Annotated in this window: 22 protein-coding genes; 8 read left to right on the forward strand and 14 right to left on the reverse strand. The window is 59.6% G+C overall.

What is annotated here, in order from left to right:
• The first annotated feature begins 155 nt into the window (after positions 1–155).
• Complete coding sequence (locus tag J4721_RS16985) at positions 156–1304, forward strand: FAD-dependent oxidoreductase (protein ID WP_211003321.1); 1149 nt, start codon at positions 156–158, stop codon at positions 1302–1304.
• A gap of 94 nt (positions 1305–1398) precedes the next feature.
• On the opposite strand, the gene J4721_RS16990 is transcribed toward J4721_RS16985, so the two are convergent.
• Together J4721_RS16990 and J4721_RS16995 are read right to left on the reverse strand one after the other, a co-directional pair.
• Positions 1399–1839 carry a MarR family winged helix-turn-helix transcriptional regulator gene (locus tag J4721_RS16990; protein ID WP_076616691.1) on the reverse strand — a complete coding sequence of 147 codons (441 nt, stop codon included), beginning with the start codon at positions 1837–1839 and terminating at the stop codon, positions 1399–1401.
• Between the two features lie 54 nt (positions 1840–1893).
• Positions 1894–2391: a MarR family winged helix-turn-helix transcriptional regulator gene (locus J4721_RS16995; RefSeq protein ID WP_211003320.1), complete on the reverse strand. Its 498-nt coding sequence runs from the start codon at positions 2389–2391 to the stop codon at positions 1894–1896.
• 139 nt (positions 2392–2530) lie between these two features.
• Here J4721_RS16995 and J4721_RS17000 point away from each other — a divergent pair, with 139 nt between their 5' ends.
• From J4721_RS17000 to J4721_RS17015, 4 genes are all read left to right on the forward strand, one after another.
• A complete protein-coding gene (locus J4721_RS17000) occupies positions 2531–3028 on the forward strand; it encodes a signal transduction protein (protein WP_211003319.1) in 498 nt (165 codons plus the stop codon).
• Positions 3029–3059: 31 nt separating this feature from the next.
• The gene (locus tag J4721_RS17005) at positions 3060–3611 is read left to right on the forward strand and encodes a cytochrome b (RefSeq protein ID WP_102855140.1); all 552 of its coding nucleotides are present in this window, start codon (positions 3060–3062) and stop codon (positions 3609–3611) included.
• A complete protein-coding gene (locus J4721_RS17010) occupies positions 3608–4054 on the forward strand; it encodes an anthrone oxygenase family protein (protein ID WP_014875506.1) in 447 nt (148 codons plus the stop codon). Before J4721_RS17005 ends, J4721_RS17010 begins: the two co-directional genes overlap by 4 nt.
• Before the next feature lie 75 nt (positions 4055–4129).
• Positions 4130–4498: an antibiotic biosynthesis monooxygenase gene (locus J4721_RS17015; protein ID WP_211003318.1), complete on the forward strand. Its 369-nt coding sequence runs from the start codon at positions 4130–4132 to the stop codon at positions 4496–4498.
• Positions 4499–4605: 107 nt separating this feature from the next.
• Here J4721_RS17015 and J4721_RS17020 read toward each other — a convergent pair whose 3' ends face one another.
• The 8 genes from J4721_RS17020 to J4721_RS17055 form a co-directional block, all read right to left on the reverse strand.
• Positions 4606–5535, reverse strand: coding sequence for an MYG1 family protein (locus J4721_RS17020; RefSeq protein ID WP_211003317.1), 930 nt, complete (start codon positions 5533–5535; stop codon positions 4606–4608).
• A gap of 233 nt (positions 5536–5768) precedes the next feature.
• Positions 5769–6527 carry a hypothetical protein gene (locus J4721_RS17025; RefSeq protein ID WP_102914681.1) on the reverse strand — a complete coding sequence of 253 codons (759 nt, stop codon included), beginning with the start codon at positions 6525–6527 and terminating at the stop codon, positions 5769–5771.
• 130 nt (positions 6528–6657) lie between these two features.
• On the reverse strand, positions 6658–7638 hold the full coding sequence (locus J4721_RS17030) for a sterol desaturase family protein (protein WP_211003316.1): 981 nt from the start codon (positions 7636–7638) through the stop codon (positions 6658–6660).
• Positions 7639–7853: 215 nt separating this feature from the next.
• Positions 7854–8177 carry an antibiotic biosynthesis monooxygenase gene (locus tag J4721_RS17035; protein ID WP_211003315.1) on the reverse strand — a complete coding sequence of 108 codons (324 nt, stop codon included), beginning with the start codon at positions 8175–8177 and terminating at the stop codon, positions 7854–7856.
• Positions 8178–8323: 146 nt separating this feature from the next.
• A complete protein-coding gene (locus J4721_RS17040; RefSeq protein WP_211003314.1) occupies positions 8324–9865 on the reverse strand; it encodes an ankyrin repeat domain-containing protein in 1542 nt (513 codons plus the stop codon).
• A 218-nt stretch (positions 9866–10083) separates the two neighbouring features.
• Positions 10084–10482 (reverse strand): hypothetical protein, encoded by a 399-nt coding sequence (locus tag J4721_RS17045; protein ID WP_211003313.1) that lies wholly within the window; start codon positions 10480–10482, stop codon positions 10084–10086.
• Between the two features lie 83 nt (positions 10483–10565).
• Positions 10566–13904 (reverse strand): M10 family metallopeptidase C-terminal domain-containing protein, encoded by a 3339-nt coding sequence (locus tag J4721_RS17050; protein WP_211003312.1) that lies wholly within the window; start codon positions 13902–13904, stop codon positions 10566–10568.
• Positions 13905–14496: 592 nt separating this feature from the next.
• A complete protein-coding gene (locus tag J4721_RS17055) occupies positions 14497–14808 on the reverse strand; it encodes an ETC complex I subunit (RefSeq protein ID WP_014875515.1) in 312 nt (103 codons plus the stop codon).
• Positions 14809–15036: 228 nt separating this feature from the next.
• Here J4721_RS17055 and uvrB point away from each other — a divergent pair, with 228 nt between their 5' ends.
• Positions 15037–17235: an excinuclease ABC subunit UvrB gene (uvrB, locus tag J4721_RS17060; protein WP_102914663.1), complete on the forward strand. Its 2199-nt coding sequence runs from the start codon at positions 15037–15039 to the stop codon at positions 17233–17235.
• A 139-nt stretch (positions 17236–17374) separates the two neighbouring features.
• On the opposite strand, the gene J4721_RS17065 is transcribed toward uvrB, so the two are convergent.
• Positions 17375–17680, reverse strand: a complete 306-nt coding sequence (locus J4721_RS17065; RefSeq protein WP_014880837.1) for a hypothetical protein — start codon at positions 17678–17680, stop codon at positions 17375–17377.
• 147 nt (positions 17681–17827) lie between these two features.
• Between J4721_RS17065 and J4721_RS17070 the strand changes: the two genes are divergently transcribed.
• Entirely contained in the window at positions 17828–18013 is a 186-nt protein-coding gene (locus tag J4721_RS17070) for a PLDc N-terminal domain-containing protein (protein ID WP_027246438.1), read from the forward strand.
• A gap of 152 nt (positions 18014–18165) precedes the next feature.
• Here J4721_RS17070 and J4721_RS17075 read toward each other — a convergent pair whose 3' ends face one another.
• From J4721_RS17075 to J4721_RS17085, 3 genes are all read right to left on the reverse strand, one after another.
• Complete coding sequence (locus J4721_RS17075) at positions 18166–18423, reverse strand: zf-TFIIB domain-containing protein (protein ID WP_102855147.1); 258 nt, start codon at positions 18421–18423, stop codon at positions 18166–18168.
• Between the two features lie 107 nt (positions 18424–18530).
• Entirely contained in the window at positions 18531–18938 is a 408-nt protein-coding gene (locus J4721_RS17080; protein ID WP_076616723.1) for a universal stress protein, read from the reverse strand.
• 97 nt (positions 18939–19035) lie between these two features.
• Positions 19036–19353 (reverse strand): antibiotic biosynthesis monooxygenase, encoded by a 318-nt coding sequence (locus J4721_RS17085; protein WP_014875520.1) that lies wholly within the window; start codon positions 19351–19353, stop codon positions 19036–19038.
• A 158-nt stretch (positions 19354–19511) separates the two neighbouring features.
• Between J4721_RS17085 and J4721_RS17090 the strand changes: the two genes are divergently transcribed.
• A complete protein-coding gene (locus J4721_RS17090) occupies positions 19512–20216 on the forward strand; it encodes a hypothetical protein (protein WP_247656183.1) in 705 nt (234 codons plus the stop codon).
• Positions 20217–20242: the final 26 nt, after the last annotated feature.

The following is a 20242-nucleotide window of genomic DNA, read 5'->3' on the forward strand; positions in this document are numbered from 1 at the left end:
AAGGCTGACCTGCCACGGCACATGCGGTATCCGTCAAGGCGGCGGTCGGCCAATGCCCTCTCTCGCATGGAGGTAGCAAAACGTCATTGCAATTACATAGTGTGCTATTTATATAGATAGCAGGCATTGTAATTTACCCAGTCCGGAGACCCGCCATGAAGACACGTATCCATGCCATCGCAGGCACAATTGGCTTTCTGACCATTCTGCTTTTCTGGACGTCCACCGTCCTGTCTGAACTGTTTGGCTCCCATGCGACAGTGGCGGCGGTGAAATCCGCGATCCTGATGGGCATGTTCGTCCTGATCCCGTCGATGGCGATTGTCGGCGGCTCCGGTTTTTCGCTGGCCAGCGGGCGTAATGAGGCCTTGGTTTCGGCCAAGAAGAAGCGGATGCCCATTATTGGCGCCAATGGTCTGCTGGTGCTGGTGCCGATGGCCTTCTTCCTTGAATCCCGGGCCGCGGCCGGACAGTTCGATGCCACCTTCTACAGCTTGCAGGTCGTCGAACTGCTGGCGGGGGCAACCAATTTGGTCCTGATGGGGCTGAACATGCGCGATGGTATTCGCCTGTCAGGAAAGGCCGCGCCGACCACCCAGGTCACACTGACCAGCAGCGAGACAATCGCAACCGGGACGATGGCGTTTCACTTGACCAAACCTGCAGGGTTTAAGCATCAGGCGGGCCAATGGATCCGGCTGACCATCGCGGGCACCGCCGCAGATGATGGCAAAGCCAGGTCCCGTATCCTCTCCATCGTCAGCGCACCGGATGAGCCGCAGATCACGATCGCGACCCGGCTGAGCGACAGCGCTTTCAAACGCAGCCTCAGCACGCTGCCCGACGGGGCCGAGCTGACGGTCGCCGGCCCCTCCGGCACCTTCACCCTGCACGAGGATGCCAGCCGACCTGCGGTTTTCATTGCCGGTGGCATCGGGATTACCCCGTTCATGTCAATGCTTCGGGACGTCACCGCAACCAAGACCCCGCATAAGATCGCGCTGTTCTATTCCAATCGCGCACCGGCGGCAGCCCCTTTCCTGAGCGAACTGGAGGAGCTGCAAAAGGCCAACTCCAACATCCAGCTGATCGCCACCATGACGGATCTGGATGCACATGACGGCTGGGTCGGCGAGACCAGCAAGATTGATCAGGATATGCTCCGCCGCCACCTCAGAGAGCTTGATGCGCCGATCTACTATTGCGTCGGCCCTGCGGGCATGGTGACCGCCACGCAAAAAATGCTCAGCGCCGCCGGCGTGGCAGAGCAGGACATCCGGGTGGAATCTTTCACCGGCTACTAGGGTCTTTTGACAAACGTGAAACCGGTCCGCCCCCCGGAACCGGTGCGCCCGCCCCCCTCCCCAGGCCTTTGCCGGAGAAAGGGGGCGGGTTGCCTCAGGCCAGGTCCGCCCCACGGAATGTTTTGACCACCCGCTGAAGCAGGTCGATAAATGTTTGGCGTTCCGCCTCGGACAGATCAGCCAGCATCGCGCCGTTCACATCTCCAGCCGCCCGGTAGGCCTGATCACGGATCGTCTTGGCCTTCTCCGTCAGATAGATCACCCGGGCCCGCCCATCCTCAGGATGCGCCTGTCGGACAATCAACCCGTCTCGCTCCATCCGGTTCAGCGTATTAGCCATGGTTGCCTGTTCGACATCCGTTTTGGCCACCAGTTCACGCTGGGTCTGCCCGTCGCGCTGCCAGAGCGCCAGCAGCGCCGGAAACTGCCCGGGCACAATGCCCAGCGGCTCGATTTCCTTGCGCAGCCCCTCAAAGGCAAGCCGCGCCAGTTGATTTATCAGATATCCGGCTGAGGTATTTTGATCAAAGGTCATGCGTTACCTATATTATTCCATAGCATAGAATGCAATAACGCCGCGAAACGCGGGTCACCTCGTCTCTCCATCAACCCTGTGAGAACTGACCCTGTCAGCACGGGCTTCTTTTTCGCTGATCGCGGAGCGTTCGACACTTCGGATGATCTTGGTGACCAGAGTCAGGATCTCCGCCTGCTCCTCTTTTGTGAGACCAGACAGCATATAGGTGTTCTGCTCCGCCGCGATCCGCAATGCCGGACTGCGCAGAGACCGTCCGTGCTCTGTCAGGCGTATTTCCCGCCGCCGCCCGTCACTCAGATCCCTCTGGCTGACGACCAGACCATCGCGCTCCATCCGTTTGAGCGTATTGGCCATGGTGCCCTGTTCAATCCCAACCCGTTGGACCAGCTGTTTCTGCGTCAGCCCCTCCTCCTCCCACAGGTGCAGCATGATCGGAAACACACCAATCGACAGCCCCAACGGCTGTATCCGCTCTTGCAGCGCCTGTGCAAACAGCCGCGCCAGATGGTTGAACAGATATCCGGCAGACGTCTCTCTTGGCTGTTTCATAACATCCTCAGTTAAATTGCATTGCAGGCTATTCATTTATAAATAGCTCACTATATAATACACCACAGCAACGATGATTCGGAATGCATGTAACAAAATAAATAGCTCGCTATAAAATCAGACCCGAAGGAGCGCTAGAATGATGAACTCAAAATCCACCCTCGCCCTGCTGTTGACCCTGATTGCGCCAGTCGCAGCCCCTCTTGCAGCCCAGTCCACTGAAACCACCCCCGGTCAGGAGCTGTCGGACCTGATCTTTGGATCAATCGGCGACGGCGCGACGGCTGAGATCGACATGGGGCAATTCGTGGACTTCGGCCGCTCGATCTTCACCTCCATTGACAGCAATGAAGATGGGGCCATAGCGCACGGCGAATTTCTCGAATGGGATTTCGGCTTTGAGTTCATCGCCGATGAAAAGGGCCGACAGCAGGCGTTTCAGGCCGCACGCAATATCCTGTTCGCAAATTGGGACCGCAACAGTGATGGTACGATTGACCTCCGCGAATACCACCGCGCGATGGCCTGGGACTATCGCCGGGCGGATACCAATGATGATGCTTTCCTGAGCCGTGAAGAATTCCTGCGAGGCTACACCGTCATCAAGACCTACCGCGCCGCGCTCTCTGAGCAGTGAGCCGCCACAGATCTGACAAGGAGGGACCAACATGAAAAGCCGATCCAATCGCTATGGCACCGTCGCGATCACCATTCACTGGCTAAGCGCGCTGTTGATCTGTGCCCTGCTTGCCTCCGGGTTCCGTGCTGCGGGCCTGACGGATGGCGACGCCAAGATCGGGATTCTCAGCGCGCATGTGCCCATGGGGATCACCATTCTGGCTCTCACACTGGTTCGGATTGCATGGTGGGTCTTTGCAGACAGCAAACCCGCCAGCCCGAAGGGGGATCCGATCTGGCAGAGCTTGAGCGCCAAAGCCGTGCATCTGCTGTTCTATGTAGTGATCCTCGGGATGGCGGCCAGCGGCATTGGCATGCTCGCGCTGTCCGGAGCCGGTGCAATCATCCTTGGCGCCGCCGCCGGGGATCTGCCGAATTTCCACGACTACGCCCCCCGGATACCCCATGGGATCGGGGCGCGGGCCATCGTCGGCCTGCTGGTGCTGCATGTCGGCGCTGCACTTTATCACCATTTCATCAAGCGTGACGGGCTCATCTGGCGGATGTGGTACGGCTCACGCGCGGACGGAGATGCAAAATGATACAACAGACGTTCAACATCCTCGCGATTTGCGGCGCAGCCGGGTTTTCCGGCGTGATGCTGTGCATCGGGGTCACATTGGGTGGCTACTGGCGCAGCCTGCCACCCGAAGAGTTCCTCACTTGGTTTGCCGCCAACAATCACTTTGTCTCGAACACCATCCCGCTGATCGTGGGGCCGACGCTGATCGGCCTTGGCGGCTCCCTCTGGGCCGGTTGGGGCGCCCCCGGCTTTGCGCTCTGGGTGGCCAGCGGGCTGTGCATGCTGGTGGTTCTGGGGCTGACGTTTGCCTATTTCGTTCCGACGAATGCCGCCTTCGCCAGCAAATCCATTGAGGTCGCGGCCACAGCCGCCAAGCTGGATCAATGGCTCATGCTGCATAACCTGCGCATCGGTCTGGCCATGATCGGCGCCCTTCTCGGCTGTATCGCCCTCAAGCTGTGAGGCCACGTTCTGTCGCCTCACACCAGAAATCACATAGCTCACTATTTAAAAAACCTCCCTAAGAAAGGACCCATCATGAAACATCTGCTCGCCCTGATCACCGCCCTGTCGCTGAGCCTCGGCCTGTCCCCTGCACAGGCGGATGAAAGCACCCAGAATGTGGTGCTGATCAATACCTTCACCGTTCCCGCCGACAAGCTGGACGAGGCCATTGCCATGTGGGACGCCGCCCGCGAGTTCCTGCACACACAGCCTGGCTATATCTCGACCAAACTGCACCAGTCTCTTTCGGCGGATGCGCAGTACCAGCTGATCAACGTCGCCCAGTGGGAAACCCCTGGGGCCTATCAGGCTGCCACCGCCCTGATGCGCGAAACCGCAAATCTGCCCCGTATCGAAGGCGTGGTGCCCGGCCCGGCGCTGTACAATGTGATCCGCGACTGAGTGGAACTCTGCGGAATAGGGCGCGTGTCGTCCCCTATTCCGGCTCTCGGCCCTGCCCCTCCTGCATGACGCGAAGTGGCAGGGTCAAGCGCCTTGGCAAAGACAGGCTATTCGCTGGTCTGCGACACAGCCTGAACAGCGCGATTTGCCAGGTCCATAATCGCCTCTCGGCTGCGCGCCACCGCGATGAACCGAGCGTTGTGGCAGAATTTTGCCCCCGCAACACCAGAGGCAGCCTCAAGCGCCTCATCGGTGAGACCCGCCCAGGCCGCAGGCAGATCGGCGCGGCTCTCGAAACTGTCGCCGCTCTTGCGGATGGTGGTCAGCGTCCAGTCGCTGCCGCGCGGATGCACCACGAACAGCAGGTGATCGGCGCCCGCTTTCTCCACCGCTGAGCGGAAGGGCATGCCCATCGGCAGTTCCAGCACCTTGCCCGCACCTGCCCCCTCAATCGCCTGAAGCACCATGGTCTCGGCCCGCCGTTTCGCAGCCTTGCCCCGGATCGAGGCCTCTACAAAGGCCCGCGCCACCGGCAGCGCCGCAAGGAACGCCTGATCATCCGCGCCATCGCGACGGTCATCAAACACCGGCTTCAGGGTTTCCAGCAACACCGGCAGCGTCATCCCCGCCAGAGGCCCGGCAACACCGGGGTCAATCGCGCCATTGTCCAGCAGATCCACCGGAAGCACGAAGCTCTGATCAAAACCGTGATGAATGGCGTCGACATCAGCCTCCGGCACATCAAGACCACGGAGGTAATCGCGCCCGAAATGGTGCCAGATCAGACCAAAGGAGCTGTAGGGCTGGCCATCCTCGCGCAGGGGATTGGGGCGCTGGTGATGGTCGAAGATCTGCGCCTCCCCATCATAGGCCTGCCCCACATCATAGATGATCCGCCCCGCCGCCGGCGTGATCCACGCAGCATCCCGCGAGCGTATCAGCTCCGCATCGGGGAACAGGCGGGTCAGGATCACCGAGGACAGAAGTTCATCGGCATGAAACCCGCCGGAATGGGTCACAAGATGGGTGATGGTCATAAAAAACGCTCCACAGCGGCAGGACATAATACAGGCGCTACAACGACACCCATCGGGTTCAGGGGCGGTGCTGAAAGGGGCGCCAAGTCACACCGCTGCCCCCGTCAGCACATCGCCCGGTTTCCCCCCGCGATACCTCAAGACCCGGCCCGAAGACAACCGCGCCCTGTCAGGCATGCTGCGTGATCTGCTGGATCAGAATTCATCCGGAACAACATCCGATGGCCGTCTTCTTATGCACCGGATTTGCTGACCAGAACACGGGCCCATTTCTCGCCGCGCCACAAGTCGCGCAGCGCTCCGATCTGGCTCAGTTCCTCGCGCTGGCGGGCAGCTCCTGCCTCCCGCAGATCAAGGATGATGGACCCGTCTTGCCTAACACTTGTCTCCCAGAACCGCGCATAGGTGTTCGCCGGGTAATGAAAACCGCAGCTGAGCAATGACAGCGCCAGATCGACCTCTGTGATCCGGGTTGCATCCTCGTGTCCGGGGTTGAGCGTCGTCACGGCCTCTGCCGCCACACCATTGGCCAGCAGGAACGCCCGCGCCGTGGCAAGACTGCTGTAAGCCGCCGCCTCAGCGTGAAACCCGAAATGCGTTGCGTCATTGCTTTCCAGATCAATCAGCGTCAGCGCAGGCTGGAAATCCCGGGCGATGAACAGGTCAATGAACCCATAGCCACATCCGATGTCCGCGACATGTTTCGGCGCGAGGGAGTCCAAGGTGGGTTTCAGCGCGAGATATTCGAGATAGAGAACCGAAATCGCACGCCGGAGCAGCAGATCGCCCCGTCGGGCCACCTCCGCCTGAAGCGCCTCAGGCTTTCCCTTGGACCATTGGCGGATCGGCAGGCCCCGGCGATCAAGATCAAAGAGAACCTCAGAACGCTGCAACACCGTATTGAGAATGTCCTTTTCGGAGAACATTGACAGGTCAAGCGTATTCACAAGCTGCGACTGGGCGACCTCCTGCACACGATCTGCATCGAACATTTCTGTCTTCCTTGTCTTCGCATCGGATCTGCGCAGTATCGCAGCTTATTTCACTTATACGAGACACAGGTTCGCGACGAATAACAACCGGCTTACCAAACATATTCAGCCACAAAGGACGCGTCTGGTCTCAGCTTTTCATCAAACGCTTGCGACGCTCCCGGATGCGCGCATCAGCCCCGATCGTCCCGTCATGAAAAGATCCGAAGAACTTGTCCCAGGGGATCTCAAGCGAGCCATAGTTACACTCAAAATAGCGATGGTGCATCTGGTGGTGAAACGTCCCGAGGGCCAGCCGGTTCTTGTCCTTCACCAGCAACCCTTCAAAACCTGTGTGGGTCGTTGCGGCCGTCAGCGCATAATATTGCAGATGAAACAGGATATGGATCGGGTGCGCCGCAACACCCCAATGGATCAACACCGAGCCGAGAAAAATAAGATGTTCAACCGGGTGCATGGACAGCCCCGACCAGGGACCAACATTGATGTTTCGGTGATGCAGCGCATGCACGTGTTTGTAGAGAAATGACACATGCAGCAGGCGATGAATCCAGTAGAAATAGAAACTCTCCCAGATCGGGATCAGCAGGAACAACGCCACAAACCAGATCGGATGCGCCGCGAAGGTCAGCATCGGCGCATAGCCATTGGCCAGCGCCCAGAACATCAGGACCTCATAGGCGGTCCAGACCGTCACGCCGCTTGCCAAGGTCCAGAACATATTGTCCCGGATCTGCCCGCCTAACGTGAACTGGCGTCCGGCCTTCATCAGGGGGCGCGGGTCATATCGCAGCCTCTGGCCCTGTTTGGTGAAGGTATAGAAATAGAGATGCAGCCCTCCGGCGACAGCTGTCATCAGGATAAGATTGCGCAGATACATCTGCGCGATCCAGTCAAATGCAAACTCCCTGCTCTCTGCCAGAGGGGGCTGAAACCAGTAAAAGGACATGAATGCGACAGCGACGAGGATCAGCTTTTCTGTGATCAGAAACCAGGAGTTCCAGATCCACCCAACCATCTCCAGAGGCCGTGGCGGCCATGTGAAAAACGGGGATACCTTGATCGGAACAGGCGGAACATGGTTCCAGCCCTTGAGCGGTGTCTTGTCCATCAGCTTTGTCTCCGCGCGAAACGGTATGCTGCCAGTCTGACAGAACATCCCGCGCGTGAACATATTTAATAGCTGCCCAGAAAACCGATGCCTTTCAGCATCTTCCATGGACATATAGGCACGTATCGCCCGCATCGACGCTGATGACCGGGGCCATCACAGAGGCGCGGTGCGAAAATGGCGCCGTGATCAGCGGGTCCAGTGGCCAGCTGCGTTCAGTCGGTTTCGATCACCGTGTAGAGACCGGGGGTGAATTTAAGCCCGTCTACAGGCGCGATCCCTGCGGTTTGCATCATCTTCGCCGAGGCCGCCTTGAACGCCTCTGCGCTTTCCCAAACCGCAATATTGACCAGCATGAATTTGGCATTTGGCGCGATCGACTGATGCAGAGCGGTCGAGACATATCCGGGTTGGGTTTGCAGAAAATCGCGTGACAATTTCCAATAGTCGATCGAGGCCTGCAAAGCGCCTTCCGGAACTTCAAAGACGTTGATCAAGGTGACAGTACCGCCCTCTGCCTGTGCAGCGTCGGCGCTCATGATGCACCTGAAAGGTGAAGAACAGTGAGAGAGATCATATACAAAGGCTCCAAGAGTTCAATTTGCATAGCTGACTGTATAAAGTTAAACAGTCAGCTATGCAACTCCCTACAGCTATCGGGCGCCTGACAGAACGGCCCCAGGAGTCAGACGACGCCGCCGTCGACAACCTGCCCGGGGTATTTCTCGGCCCAGTCCATCAGGAACTCCGCCACCTCTGCCACGCCTGTCAGCTCCATCGCGCGGCGCGGCAGGGCAATGCCCTCGCCCAGCGCCAGCTCCAGACAGGCAATGTGATCGCGCGCGGCGGCCTGAGGGCAGTGTTCCGCCCCATGCAGGATGGTCGACAGCAGCGTGCCGCCATAGCCGTTCACATGGGTGAGATCGGGCTTCAGGCTCAGCAGGTAGCGCAGAACCTCCGCCACCCCTTCCCAGCCCGCGACCTGAACCGGGGTAAGCCCCTCGCTGTCAGGGCGATCATGGTCAAGGCCGAGAGCGACAAGCCGCCGGATATGATCCAGCTTGTCGGGCAGATGCAGGATCTGGCGAATGATGTCGCGGTAGGCCTCAGGGATCGCCTCAGGCGTCAGCACTGTCCCCGGCAACGTCCCCTCTGCGGCTGCTGCCAGGGTCTCCTCCACCGGGGTCAGGGTTGTGTCCGCGCCCCGCTCTGCCAAGAGCTGCGCCAGATCGCGGTTGCCGAAGATCCGCGCATAAGCATAGGGGGTCGCGCCCTGAAACCGGCGGTTCAGCGCCGCGCCATTGTCCAGCAGCAGCGTGATCATCTCCCGGTCGGCCATGCGGCGGGCAGCCTGATGCAGCGCGGGCACCACCCAAGGCGCCTCACCGCCGACAGAGCGCCCGTCAAAGGCGTCCACCCTGGCACCGTGATCCAGCAACAGCTGCACCGCCGGTACGTCGTGAAAATCCATGGCCCGCAGTAGCGCGTTGGTGCCTTCCGGCTCCGCGCCGTGCGCCAGCAGCATCCGCAAGCCGTCGTGGTGCCCCAGCTCGGTCGCGTGATAAAGGCTTTCGCCATCATCAGGATTGGCCCCCTGCTCCAGCAGCCATTGCCCCAGCGCCATATTGTCGGCGTGGCCAATCGCAAAATAAAGCGGCGACAGGCGGTGGTCGCTGTCGTCATGCACCGGCGCGCCAAGGTTGATATCCGCGCCCGCCGCAAGAAGCGCCTCGGCGATTGCCAGCATATCCGCCTCCCGCTCCGGGGCGTGGTGGATCCATCTGGAGCGCGCCAGAATGGTCAGCGGTGGTGCAACATCGCCAATCAGCGCCGTTGCATGCTGCGTGGACTGGTCCAGCGCCGTTAGCACATCCGCCTTGCGCAGCAGGCTGAGGCAGAGGCCGAAATCGCCATCCGCGAGTGCTGGGCTATCGGCGAGCAACTGATCTGCAATCGCAAAATGACCGGCGTAGAGCGCCCGGCACAGACGCTGGCGTTTGGTGGCCAGATCCATCCCCAGCAGCTCCGCCGCGAACTTAAGCGCAGGCCAGGAGGGAAATCCGTTTTCCCGCGCGATCACATGCAGATAGTCGGCATGCCTCAGTGGGGTGCCGGGCTTGCGTGGTCGCAGGCTCGCAATCCGCTGCAGGGCGATTGTGTCGTGGGAGTGATGGGCTTTGCGCAGCGCCTTTGCGTCGCGGCGCAGTTGGTCCAGAGATTTGGTCATCGGTGTCCTCATTCAACGCCCGACGGTCCGCTAGGTGCGAGCATGAGACATACCGAAGAAGGCTGTCGTCTGATGTGGTTTGGGGTGCCGATGACGGCTTTCCGCGGACCTGGTGGCTAACCCGATAGCGATGTCATGTTAGGCCGATGCTCCGCTTGGAGCAAGAGGCCGGGGGCACGTCGATTGGCACTCCCTATCTGCCTGCGGGAACGGTCCTGTCAGTACATCACTGTATTGAGGGTGATATGGATCGGGGAGCCTGTCGGCATTTTGGTGCTGCCGCGGGCGATCAGCCAGCCATCTGCACGTTCAAGTCGCGCCACCACCTGCAGAGTCGGGGATAGGGCTGACAGCGCCGCCGACGAGAGGGTGAAATCAATCCGCTTGGCCCGCCCTGTGCTGATAAGGTCGAACTCCAGCGCCGGATCCGAGGTGCCAGGCTGACCCGGATCTGACAGGGAAATGGTGATCCGCCCTTTTGGGATCTTGGCGTTTTCTGCAAAGATTAATCTGCCCTGCACGACCTCCGACTGGGCCTTGGCGCGATACGTCAGAGCCGTCAGTGCGAAACCGGCAGCCCCCAGCAACAACGTGCGGCGATGAGAATGGTGGGGCATGGTGTGTCCTTTGTCGGCCTGAGGCAGGCACAGGGAGTGATGAGACCCCCTGCGCCAAGTTTATCGGCTATTTCTGGACCGGATCAGATGATCACAAAATCATCTGCGCCCAGTTGCAGACCGGACTGCAGCTGCGCAAACTGGATCGCATCAACGCCCCCCAGCCGATCCGCATCATAGGAAAGCGCACCGCTGTCGGTGTTGTAGACAATGCGATCCCCGCCATCCAACGCGGTGCCAGAGGCGCTGCTGTGGAAGGCGCCGAAGTCCAGCACACCGATCTCTCCCGCGTCGCTGAAGATGGCGCTGTCCAGCAGGATCGTATCGCTGGCGGCATCGAAATCCCGGATCTCGTCGATATTGTCCGCACCGAGTTCGGTGGAGAAACGGAAGAAATCGTCGCCTTTGCCACCGATCAGCGTATCAGCCATCAGCCCGCCATCCAGCAGGTCATTGCCACGTCCGCCCCTGAGGACATCCGCGCCAGCCTCACCCGGTTGCGCCGGTGCCGGTGGGAATTCGACCGAGACATTCAGCTCATAAGTGGAGCCTTCTGGCACGCTTTCGGACCAGCCTTCAGGGGCATCCGGCGACCAGCTGCCCTCGACGATGAAATAGGTGCCGGTTTCCTCGACCACAAACACCGTGCTGGAATCACGGTTGCTGGTGGAGCCGGGATCGCCGCCGCCATCATCGTTCTGGGTGACGATATTGCCCTCGCCGTCCAGCAGACGGACCCAGCTGTCGTGGACATTGGGATCGGCGATACCGTCGATGTCGATGGTCAACACGGTGCCCGCCGCCAGATCGATGCTGTAGTAGCCCCCCTGCCCGTTGCCGGTGGCATTCACCGTTGTATGCAGCACGCTGGTGGAGTCAAAGATATCCGGGTCCTCGGTCAGCGAGAAATTATCCGAGATATCAAAGGCCGTCTCAATCGAATTGTTGGTCGCATCCGGACCCAGTGTGGCATAGCCGGTGCCCAGACCGGGCTGTGGTATCGCATCCGCTGCATCGGCGAAATCACCCAGCAGGATGTCATCCCCGGCAGCACCGCGCAGGGTGTCATTACCGCCCTGCCCGGTCAGCACATTGTCCGCAGCGTCGCCCTTCATCCGGTCGTTGAAACCAGAACCAGACAGATTTTCGATGGAAACATAGGTGTCGCCCTCGGTCTTGCCATTGGTCATGTTCAGCTTCACGCCACGGGTCGCATTGGCGTAGTCGGCGGTATCGCTGCCCGCTCCGCCGTCCAGCAGGTCCGCCCCGCCGCCGCCACTCAGAACATCGTCGCCCGCACCACCGCTCAGGGCATTTTCGCCGTCCGTGCCGATCAGGTGATCGTCATGGAGCGAGCCAACCGCGTTTTCCACGTCAACGATGATATCATGGCGGATGGTGGTGCCGCGTCCGACGATCTGCACCGGGCCGTCCGCGTCACCGCCACGGGCCGTGCCGTTTTCCAGATCGACAGTCACCCCGACCGAGCTGGCGGTATAGACGACCGTGTCCACGCCTGCGCCGCCGTCGAGATAGTCCTGACCGCTGCCGCCGATCAGAACGTCGTCGCCGTCCTCACCATAGAGCATGTCACCGTCGTTGCCGCCATCCAGCGTGTCGTCACCGCCGCCGCCATTGAAGACGTCGCCGCCGCCCTGACCCCAGAAATGGTTGTTGTCGGAGGTGCCGATAAAGCGGTCGATGCGGTCATCCGAGCCGATCAGGTTTTCAATGCTGTAGAAGGTATCGCCCGAAGCGGTGCCCCCGCTGGCCACATTGGTCTCCAGATTGACCAGCAGTTGGAACGGGCTTTCCTGGCTGAAATCCACGGTGTCGATCCCGGCACCACCGCGGAACACATCCACACCCGCCTGACCGCGCAACAGGTCATCGCCGTCGCCGCCGTCCAGCAGATCATCACCGGCACCGCCGTTGATGGTATCATTGCCATCGCCACCATAAAGCGCGTCATTGCCATCGTCGGTTTCGGTCTGATCCTCAAGATCGGCAATATCAATGGTGTTGTTGATATCGCGGCTGGCCAGCGTATCGCGCCCGCCAATGATCAGATCATCGCCCCCAAGGCCAAAGATGGTGTTGCCACCGGCACCACCATCCAGTGTTTCACTGCTGGCATCGCCAATGATCAGGCTGTCGGTTGCATCAGTTGGCCCTTCATTCGGCGCATCCGGCGCGTCGCTGCCCGGTGTTCCCGGCGTGCCGCCTGCGTAGATGATGGTCTCCACATTGGCGATGTCGCCCAGATCCAGCCCATCGGCCACCACGATCACGGTGTCATTGCCGCCGTTTTCGTCCTCGCGAACGATGTCATCAATGGAATCAACAAAATAGACGTCATCGCCACCATTGCCCGCCATACGGTCATTGCCTGCGCGCCCGTCCAGAACATTGTCGCCGTCATTGCCGATCAGGATATCGTCGTAGCTGCTGCCAATGCCGGTTTCGACGTAATATTCCGTCTGATCCGCGTTGTGCCCGGCAAAGATCGACACGTTGTTGTTGTGCCCGTTGACGCTGGAGAACTCACCCGCGCGCAGGTCCAGAATGGTGCTGGCGGTAGAGCCGGAGAAATCGATGGTATCATCGCCGCCGGTGTCATGGATCACAAAGCCGATATCGTGCTGAGGCCCGTCCTCGGTCAGCAGGTAGCCATATTCGGTGCTGTTGAAGCCATAGGTATTGTCATCGGTATTGAGGTTGATGGTCTGATAGGTCCGCACCCCCTCATCATCGACGGTGGAGAAATAGCGGCGAATGATCGCCTCGATATCGCCCATAAGCGGTGTGACCGCCGACCAGCGCGTATCCTCGCCCACGTCGATACCATCGAAATAGGACATGACGCTGTATTGCTGGCGGTCATAGGTCCAGGTTGCATTGTTCAGATAGTTGATCTGCACACCGCCGGGGCCGCTGTAATTATAAAGGCCGGGGTGGTTCAGGCCGAATTCATGGCCAAACTCATGCACGAAGGTATCAAAGACATAACCACCAAGGTCGGTGATATCCGGCTCGGTATCGTGGAAGCGCTGGCCAACGCTGACATAGCGGTCGCTGGAGAAGGCGCTGCCGTCACTTTGTTCGCCGATTTCGGGGCTGACAACCTCCATCCAGTGCAGATCCGCGTCATAGGGCGCATCATCGACGATCTCGAACTGCAAAGGCGTGACCGAGGACCACATTTCAAGCGCGCCGATTGCGGCGTCCTTATAGGCGGGGTGATCATTCAGCCCGGTCAGGTTGATCACCAAGGGTTCGGCGGCGATTTCCGGGGTCAGACTGCGGCCAAGCGCGCCCAAGTAGTCAAGAAACCCTTCGTAATCCTCGCTCTTGCCGAACGGGTTCTCCGGCGCCTGATCATTGGTCCACCAATCGGTGTTGCTGTCGGTTGTTGCGGGCATTTTTGCCTCCCTGTCATTCAACCCCGAGTGGTCAGACGTGATGGGCAAAATTCACCCGCAGCCCTCCGCAGGCATGGCGGAGCGCCCGGGCAGCCATCGGCTGACCTCGGAGATTATAGATATATTGGTTTCGTGCCCTGATCGTTTCCGAATTGAATGATCGTTCAACTCACTATTTTTGGTGAGTTTTTCGACAGTCCTTCGTTTTGGCAAAAGCTGGCCCATTGACGTCGGGGCATGAGCGGAGTTGTGCGGGCAGATGCAAAGGCCGTAGAACCGCGCAGAACCGCGAATTGACAGATAGTCGCCGCCGTGTCGGTCGAATCAATCATAGGTAGCAAGGTTAAGGCATGCCGGGTGGCCCCGAAGCTAGCCCCGCCGTGCCATGAAGGGCCAACTGTCCGGGTGCCGGGCCGCAGGCATCCTCTGCCATCAGGGGGGAAGCCAGATTTGGTGAAAGCCAGATACAGAAAAAGGCGCCCGATGGGCGCCCTGTCTGGCGATTGCCCTGCCCCTCTCGCCCGAAATAACGCGCAGTTAAAGGGGGAGGCAAGTCGCCCAAATATGAGTAGCAGGCTAAATGCCCACAGCCTTAATGCGTCCAGGGGGCGCGGCGGTTGGTGGCGAAGTTTTCGCCGTAGCCACCGGCGCGGACATTGGCCTTGCGGCTCTTTGGCTCGGTCACCACAGCGTCGATGCCATTGGCCTCCGCATATTCAAGCGCCGCTTCCTTGGTGTCGAAACGCAGGCGCACCTGGCTCTGGGTGTCATGAGAGGAGGTCCAGCCCATCAAAGGGTCAACTTCCCGTGCGCTGGACGGCACGAAATCCAGAACCCACTTGCGGGTCTTGGCCATACCGGAGGTCATGGCGTTTTTGGCTGGCCGATAAATCCGCGCTCGCATGGGATATCTCCTCTCAGATCTCTGTCCCCTATATGCGCTGAACCCTGCGGGCGGGCAAGGTGGCAAATGCCGCAGATTGCGCAGGTTTGGGTGGAAAACCGGGGTTTTCCTGACCTTTGGCGCGCGTTTGAGGGCAAAGCGGGGCCTTCATCCAGGCGCGCAGGCAAAATCCCCCTTGAATAAGAACAAAAACAGACCAATCTCTGCCCCTAGCAGGAGAGAGCCACAATGCCATACGCCCATTCCGACAAATCCATGCCGATGATGGCTGACCGCGCGCCGCAGCACCGCCCCAAGCTGGAAGGCGGACGCGAATTTGTGATGCATACGGAATTCGATCCTGCAGGCGACCAGCCCACCGCCATCAAGGAACTCTCCGAAGGGGTGCTGGAGGGCGAGCGCAATCAGGTGCTGCTGGGTGCCACCGGAACAGGCAAGACATTCACCATGGCCAAGGTGATCGAGGAAACCCAGCGCCCGGCCATCATACTTGCGCCGAACAAGACGCTGGCGGCGCAATTATACGGAGAATTCAAAGGCTTCTTCCCTGAGAACTCGGTAGAATACTTCGTCTCATTCTACGATTATTACCAGCCGGAGGCCTATGTCGCGCGCTCCGACACCTATATCGAGAAGGAAAGCCAGATCAACGAACAGATCGACCGGATGCGCCACTCCGCCACCCGGTCGCTGCTGGAACGGGATGATGTGATCATCATCGCGTCGGTCTCCTGTATCTATGGTATCGGCTCGGTCGAGACCTATTCAGCGATGACGCAGGACCTGAAGGTCGGCGACGACTATGACCAGCGGCAGGTGATGGCCGATCTGGTTGCCCAGCAGTACAAACGCAACGATCAGGCGTTTCAGCGCGGCAGTTTCCGGGTGCGCGGCGATTCGCTGGAGATTTTCCCCGCCCACCTTGAGGATCGCGCCTGGCGGCTGTCCTTCTTTGGTGAGGAGCTGGAGGGCATCACCGAGTTCGACCCCCTCACCGGCGAGAAAACCGGCACATTCGATCAGATCCGGGTCTATGCAAATTCCCACTATGTGACGCCGAAACCGACGCTGAAACAGGCGGTCATCTCGATCAAGGAAGAGCTGAAGATGCGGCTTGACCAGTTGGTTGGTGAGGGCAAGCTGCTGGAAGCGCAGCGGCTGGAACAGCGTACCAACTTTGACATCGAAATGCTGGAGGCCACCGGTCATTGCAACGGGATCGAGAACTACTCGCGCTATCTGACCGGCCGCGCCCCCGGAGAGCCGCCCCCCACCCTGTTTGAGTTCATCCCTGACAATGCCATTGTTTTTGCAGATGAATCCCATGTCTCCGTGCCGCAGATCGGCGGCATGTACAAGGGCGACCACCGGCGCAAATTCACGCTTGCGGAGCATGGCTTCCGCCTGCCCTCCTGCATGGACAACCGCCCGCTGAAGTTTGAGGAATGGGATGCCATGCGCCCGCAGTCGGTGTTTGTCTCCGCCACGCCGTCCAAATGGGAGCTGGAACAATCCAGCGGCGTCTTTGCCGAACAGGTGATCCGCCCCACCGGCCTCTTGGACCCGCAGGTCGAAATCCGCCCCGTCGACATGCAAGTGGACGATCTGCTGGACGAGGTGCGCCGTGTCACCGCCGATGGGTTCCGCACGCTGGTGACAACCCTCACCAAACGTATGGCCGAGGATCTGACCGAATATATGCACGAACAGGGGATCAAGGTCCGCTACATGCACAGCGACATTGATACGCTGGAGCGGATCGAGATCCTGCGCGATCTGCGTCTTGGGGCCTTTGACGTGCTGATCGGCATCAACCTGTTGCGCGAAGGTCTGGATATCCCCGAATGCGGGTTGGTCGCCATTCTGGATGCCGACAAGGAGGGGTTCCTGCGCTCGGAGACGTCTCTCATTCAGACCATTGGCCGTGCCGCCCGGAATGCCGAAGGCCGGGTCATCATGTATGCCGACCGGATCACTGGTTCGATGGAGCGCGCACTGGGGGAAACCAACCGCCGCCGTGACAAGCAGATCGCCTATAACGAGGAACACGGCATCACCCCCGCAACCGTCAAGAAAAACGTCGAGGATGTTCTGGCCGGTCTTTACGCGGGCGATGTGGATATGAACCGCGTGACCGCCACCATCGACAAACCGATGCATGGCGCCAATCTGGAAGCCCATCTGGCCGGGCTGCGCGAGCAGATGCGCAAGGCCGCCGAGAACCTGGAGTTCGAGGAAGCCGCGCGTCTGCGCGACGAGGTCAAGCGGCTGGAAGCGGTGGATCTGGCGATTTCCGACGACCCGCTGGCGCGGCAATCCGCGATCGAGGCCGCATCCGATGCGGCGGTCAAATCACGGGGGCGGTCCACCGCAGGCAAGGCCGGGACACGGGCCTATCGGGGCAAATCGCAGAAGAAATTCTCGTAGGCTGAGCGCGGGCTGCGGATCAGGTTAGACCCACGAGAAGACAGCGGAAGAGTTGGGGCCAGCGCCCCAAGAACAGGACACGAAAAAGCCCCCCGCGATGGCGGGGGGCAAACTGTGCCGGATCAGGCAGCTACGTCTATCAGTTGGATTCGGCGGCGACTTCGTCAGCGGCGTCTTCCGGCGGGGTCACCTTCAGGCCGGGAACCGAGATTTCAGCCTCTTCCATGGTTACATCGACGTCCGGAACCTTCACCGTTGCGGTTTCTTCGGTGATGGAAACGGAGCCAACCTCAGCATCGAATTTCGGCAGGTTGCCGCCCTCTACGCTGACATCAACGTCAGGCAGGCTGGCTTCTTCGGTCTGGTCCACATCTACCATGTAAATGCCAATTGCGATGGCAACTACAGCAATAACACCCAGAATGATTCCTGTTGCGGTTTTCATATCATCGTTCCTTTCCAAAGACGGTGCATCACGTCGATGCGTCGAAAAGCAAACGACCTCATTGCGCAAATGGTTCCCGAAAAATTATCGGAACCTTTTTACGAACCGAGGGGTTGATCTAGCAGAACACAAATAGTGGAGAGAAAAATGGGTTACAGTCTTCTTGGTCTAATTATTCTAATCGCAGATCTATACGCGATTTATCAAGTTCTGACATCCGGCGCCTCGACAGCGGCCAAGGTGATCTGGACCCTCGTCATTCTGATCCTGCCTGTCATTGGCCTGATTGCATGGCTGATCGCAGGTCCGCGCGGCAGCAAAGCGCATATCTAACAGTATGTTACGAAAACATCCCGGCACCAAGACATGGTGCCGGGGCGTTTTTTATAGCTGCGCGAGCACGGTCACAGAAGACGAAGGCCCAGACGCAGACTCTGATGCGCAGTCTTCACGCACCCAAGATCCGACGTCGGTCCGGGTCTGCCTCAAAAATCAAACAGATCCTCAAGAAACCCACCGCGTTTTTTCTTATAGCGTTTCTCGGAATAATTCCGGTCTGAATCGCGTTTTTCAGGGCGATGGCTGTCACGCGGCGGCGCGGATTGCTGCGGCGCGGATCGCTCAATGATTTTGTCCAATTCACCACGGTCCAGCCAGACACCCCGGCATTGCGGACAGTAATCGATTTCCACTCCGGCCCGATCGGTCATTACCAGCTGTGTGCCATCAATTGGACATTGCATCGTTTTCTCCTCACAAAACATGATTGCATTGCAAGTGGGGTCGCTCTGCCCCGGCGACAAGTCTTACGGCGCAATATTGCGGTCCCGGTGTCAAAAGATCGCAAGCCTCAGCGCACGACATGCACCGCACAGGCCGCATGGCGCACCACCTGCGTGGCGGTGGATCCCAGCAGCAGATCCTGCATTCCGGGGCGATGTGACGCGATGATGATGAGATCGGGAGAATTATTCTCGGCCCAATCCAGGATGGCGCGGCCGGAGTGGCCGTCGATCAGCAGGCCGCTGGCATTCGGCAGCGTCTTGGCCAGACCGTCCAACTCTGCCTGCAATGCCTTGCGGGCAGCCTCAAGATAATCAACCGGCATGTAAGAAATTGCGTAGGCCGGCACCTGTTCGACCACGTGCAAAAGCGTAATCTGCGCCTCTGGCGTAGCCAGCAGACCCGCAAGCTTCAGCGGGCCGCTGACATCGCGATCCGGATCAAATGAAATCGGGACAAGAATATGGCTATACATCTGCGCTCTCCTCTGTCTGCAACCGTATCATGGGACAGGCCTCAAGCGCCTGCCTTGATCGAGATCAGCCGCCCACAGATGGGAAACGCGCCAGAGATCAAAAGGTTGCGGCAACCTCATACATCACCGGTTCAAAACTGCGACAAAGCTCGTTGATCTTGCGGTTACGGTTGCGCATCTCGGCACTGCGCAACATGGCCATGAAATCCTCACGTCGACGCCACTGGGAATAATTGGCAATCCGCGTCTGTGCGTCGTTCACATGCAGCCCGGCGGAAATGAACCCCGGCTGATGTGAAATAAATTCGGCATAGGCCTCTGTCAGGGCATCCAGCAGATCCTGGCAGGTGCCCGGCGTCATCTCAAATGTGGTGATGACGGTTTGGGTTTCGGTATTGGTCGCGATCGTCGGCATGGCTTCCTCCGTTGTCCGCCCCTAGCCTACGCCGGTTTGGGCAGATCCGGCAGAAGTTTTTGCGCAAACCGGCCCCGGATAAGTTGCCCCATAAAAAGAGTGGTGAAAAATATAAACAACTTTAAGATGTTTATATGTGTCACCGGTTTGCTCGTCTCATGGCTCTGATTTTTGCCTGTCTGATGCCTTTGGCCCCGGCCTTTGCCGGGGCGTGGTTGCAGCAGGAGGGTCAGGGGTTCAGCGCGACCAGCCTGACGCTGCGGCGGGATCTGGCCGCCGTGAGGGGCCTTAGCCCGGAGCAACGCATCCCAGCGGAGTTCGGCTATTACGGGGAATACGGGCTGCATGCGCGCTGGACGGTGGGGGTGGACCTGAACGTCACCCGAGGCAGGAGCGCCCATGCGTTGTTGTTTGCCCGCCGTCCCCTGCCCCAACTGGGACGGGCCAATACGGCGGTGGAGCTGGCACTGGGGCTGAACCAGAGCAGCGAGGTCTGGGCACCAATGCAGCGGGTGACACTGTCGTATGGCCGTGGGTTTGACACCCGGTGGCGCGACAGAGCGCTTTCGGGGTGGATTGCACTGGATCTGGGGCATGAGTGGCGCAGCAAGGGGCGGGAGCAGACCTGGAAACTGGATGCGACAATAGGGCTGAACCGCCCCGGCAAACTGGCGCCACTGCTGCAGGTGGAAACCAGCAAGACGGCCGGGGCTGCAGTTTCCGTTGCGGTCACCCCCAGTCTGAGGGTGCCGCTGGCGCGCCGCTTCGGAAAGGACGCGCCAGAGCTGGTGATTGGTTTGCAACACAAGCGGGCCGAGACCCGGTCGCTGGGCGTCAAACTGGCGATCTGGCACCGGTTCTGATCCCCGCCTGCCTGTGTCCAGGTCGG

Origin of the sequence: Phaeobacter sp. HS011 (assembly GCF_018101215.1) — a bacterium.
Classification (GTDB): Bacteria; Pseudomonadota; Alphaproteobacteria; order Rhodobacterales; family Rhodobacteraceae; genus Phaeobacter; species Phaeobacter inhibens.

Excerpts from the sequence above, each read along its gene's own strand:
- J4721_RS16985 (WP_211003321.1), top strand. The coding sequence starts at position 156 with ATGAAGACACGTATCCATGCCATCGCAGGCACAATTGGCTTTCTGACC.
- J4721_RS16990 (WP_076616691.1), bottom strand. The coding sequence starts at position 1,839 with ATGACCTTTGATCAAAATACCTCAGCCGGATATCTGATAAATCAACTG.
- J4721_RS16995 (WP_211003320.1), bottom strand. The coding sequence starts at position 2,391 with ATGAAACAGCCAAGAGAGACGTCTGCCGGATATCTGTTCAACCATCTG.
- J4721_RS17000 (WP_211003319.1), top strand. The coding sequence starts at position 2,531 with ATGATGAACTCAAAATCCACCCTCGCCCTGCTGTTGACCCTGATTGCG.
- J4721_RS17005 (WP_102855140.1), top strand. The coding sequence starts at position 3,060 with ATGAAAAGCCGATCCAATCGCTATGGCACCGTCGCGATCACCATTCAC.
- J4721_RS17010 (WP_014875506.1), top strand. The coding sequence starts at position 3,608 with ATGATACAACAGACGTTCAACATCCTCGCGATTTGCGGCGCAGCCGGG.
- J4721_RS17015 (WP_211003318.1), top strand. The coding sequence starts at position 4,130 with ATGAAACATCTGCTCGCCCTGATCACCGCCCTGTCGCTGAGCCTCGGC.
- J4721_RS17020 (WP_211003317.1), bottom strand. The coding sequence starts at position 5,535 with ATGACCATCACCCATCTTGTGACCCATTCCGGCGGGTTTCATGCCGAT.
- J4721_RS17025 (WP_102914681.1), bottom strand. The coding sequence starts at position 6,527 with ATGTTCGATGCAGATCGTGTGCAGGAGGTCGCCCAGTCGCAGCTTGTG.
- J4721_RS17030 (WP_211003316.1), bottom strand. The coding sequence starts at position 7,638 with ATGGACAAGACACCGCTCAAGGGCTGGAACCATGTTCCGCCTGTTCCG.
- J4721_RS17035 (WP_211003315.1), bottom strand. The coding sequence starts at position 8,177 with ATGAGCGCCGACGCTGCACAGGCAGAGGGCGGTACTGTCACCTTGATC.
- J4721_RS17040 (WP_211003314.1), bottom strand. The coding sequence starts at position 9,865 with ATGACCAAATCTCTGGACCAACTGCGCCGCGACGCAAAGGCGCTGCGC.
- J4721_RS17045 (WP_211003313.1), bottom strand. The coding sequence starts at position 10,482 with ATGCCCCACCATTCTCATCGCCGCACGTTGTTGCTGGGGGCTGCCGGT.
- J4721_RS17050 (WP_211003312.1), bottom strand. The coding sequence starts at position 13,904 with ATGCCCGCAACAACCGACAGCAACACCGATTGGTGGACCAATGATCAG.
- J4721_RS17055 (WP_014875515.1), bottom strand. The coding sequence starts at position 14,808 with ATGCGAGCGCGGATTTATCGGCCAGCCAAAAACGCCATGACCTCCGGT.
- uvrB (WP_102914663.1), top strand. The coding sequence starts at position 15,037 with ATGCCATACGCCCATTCCGACAAATCCATGCCGATGATGGCTGACCGC.
- J4721_RS17065 (WP_014880837.1), bottom strand. The coding sequence starts at position 17,680 with ATGAAAACCGCAACAGGAATCATTCTGGGTGTTATTGCTGTAGTTGCC.
- J4721_RS17070 (WP_027246438.1), top strand. The coding sequence starts at position 17,828 with ATGGGTTACAGTCTTCTTGGTCTAATTATTCTAATCGCAGATCTATAC.
- J4721_RS17075 (WP_102855147.1), bottom strand. The coding sequence starts at position 18,423 with ATGCAATGTCCAATTGATGGCACACAGCTGGTAATGACCGATCGGGCC.
- J4721_RS17080 (WP_076616723.1), bottom strand. The coding sequence starts at position 18,938 with ATGTATAGCCATATTCTTGTCCCGATTTCATTTGATCCGGATCGCGAT.
- J4721_RS17085 (WP_014875520.1), bottom strand. The coding sequence starts at position 19,353 with ATGCCGACGATCGCGACCAATACCGAAACCCAAACCGTCATCACCACA.
- J4721_RS17090 (WP_247656183.1), top strand. The coding sequence starts at position 19,512 with ATGGCTCTGATTTTTGCCTGTCTGATGCCTTTGGCCCCGGCCTTTGCC.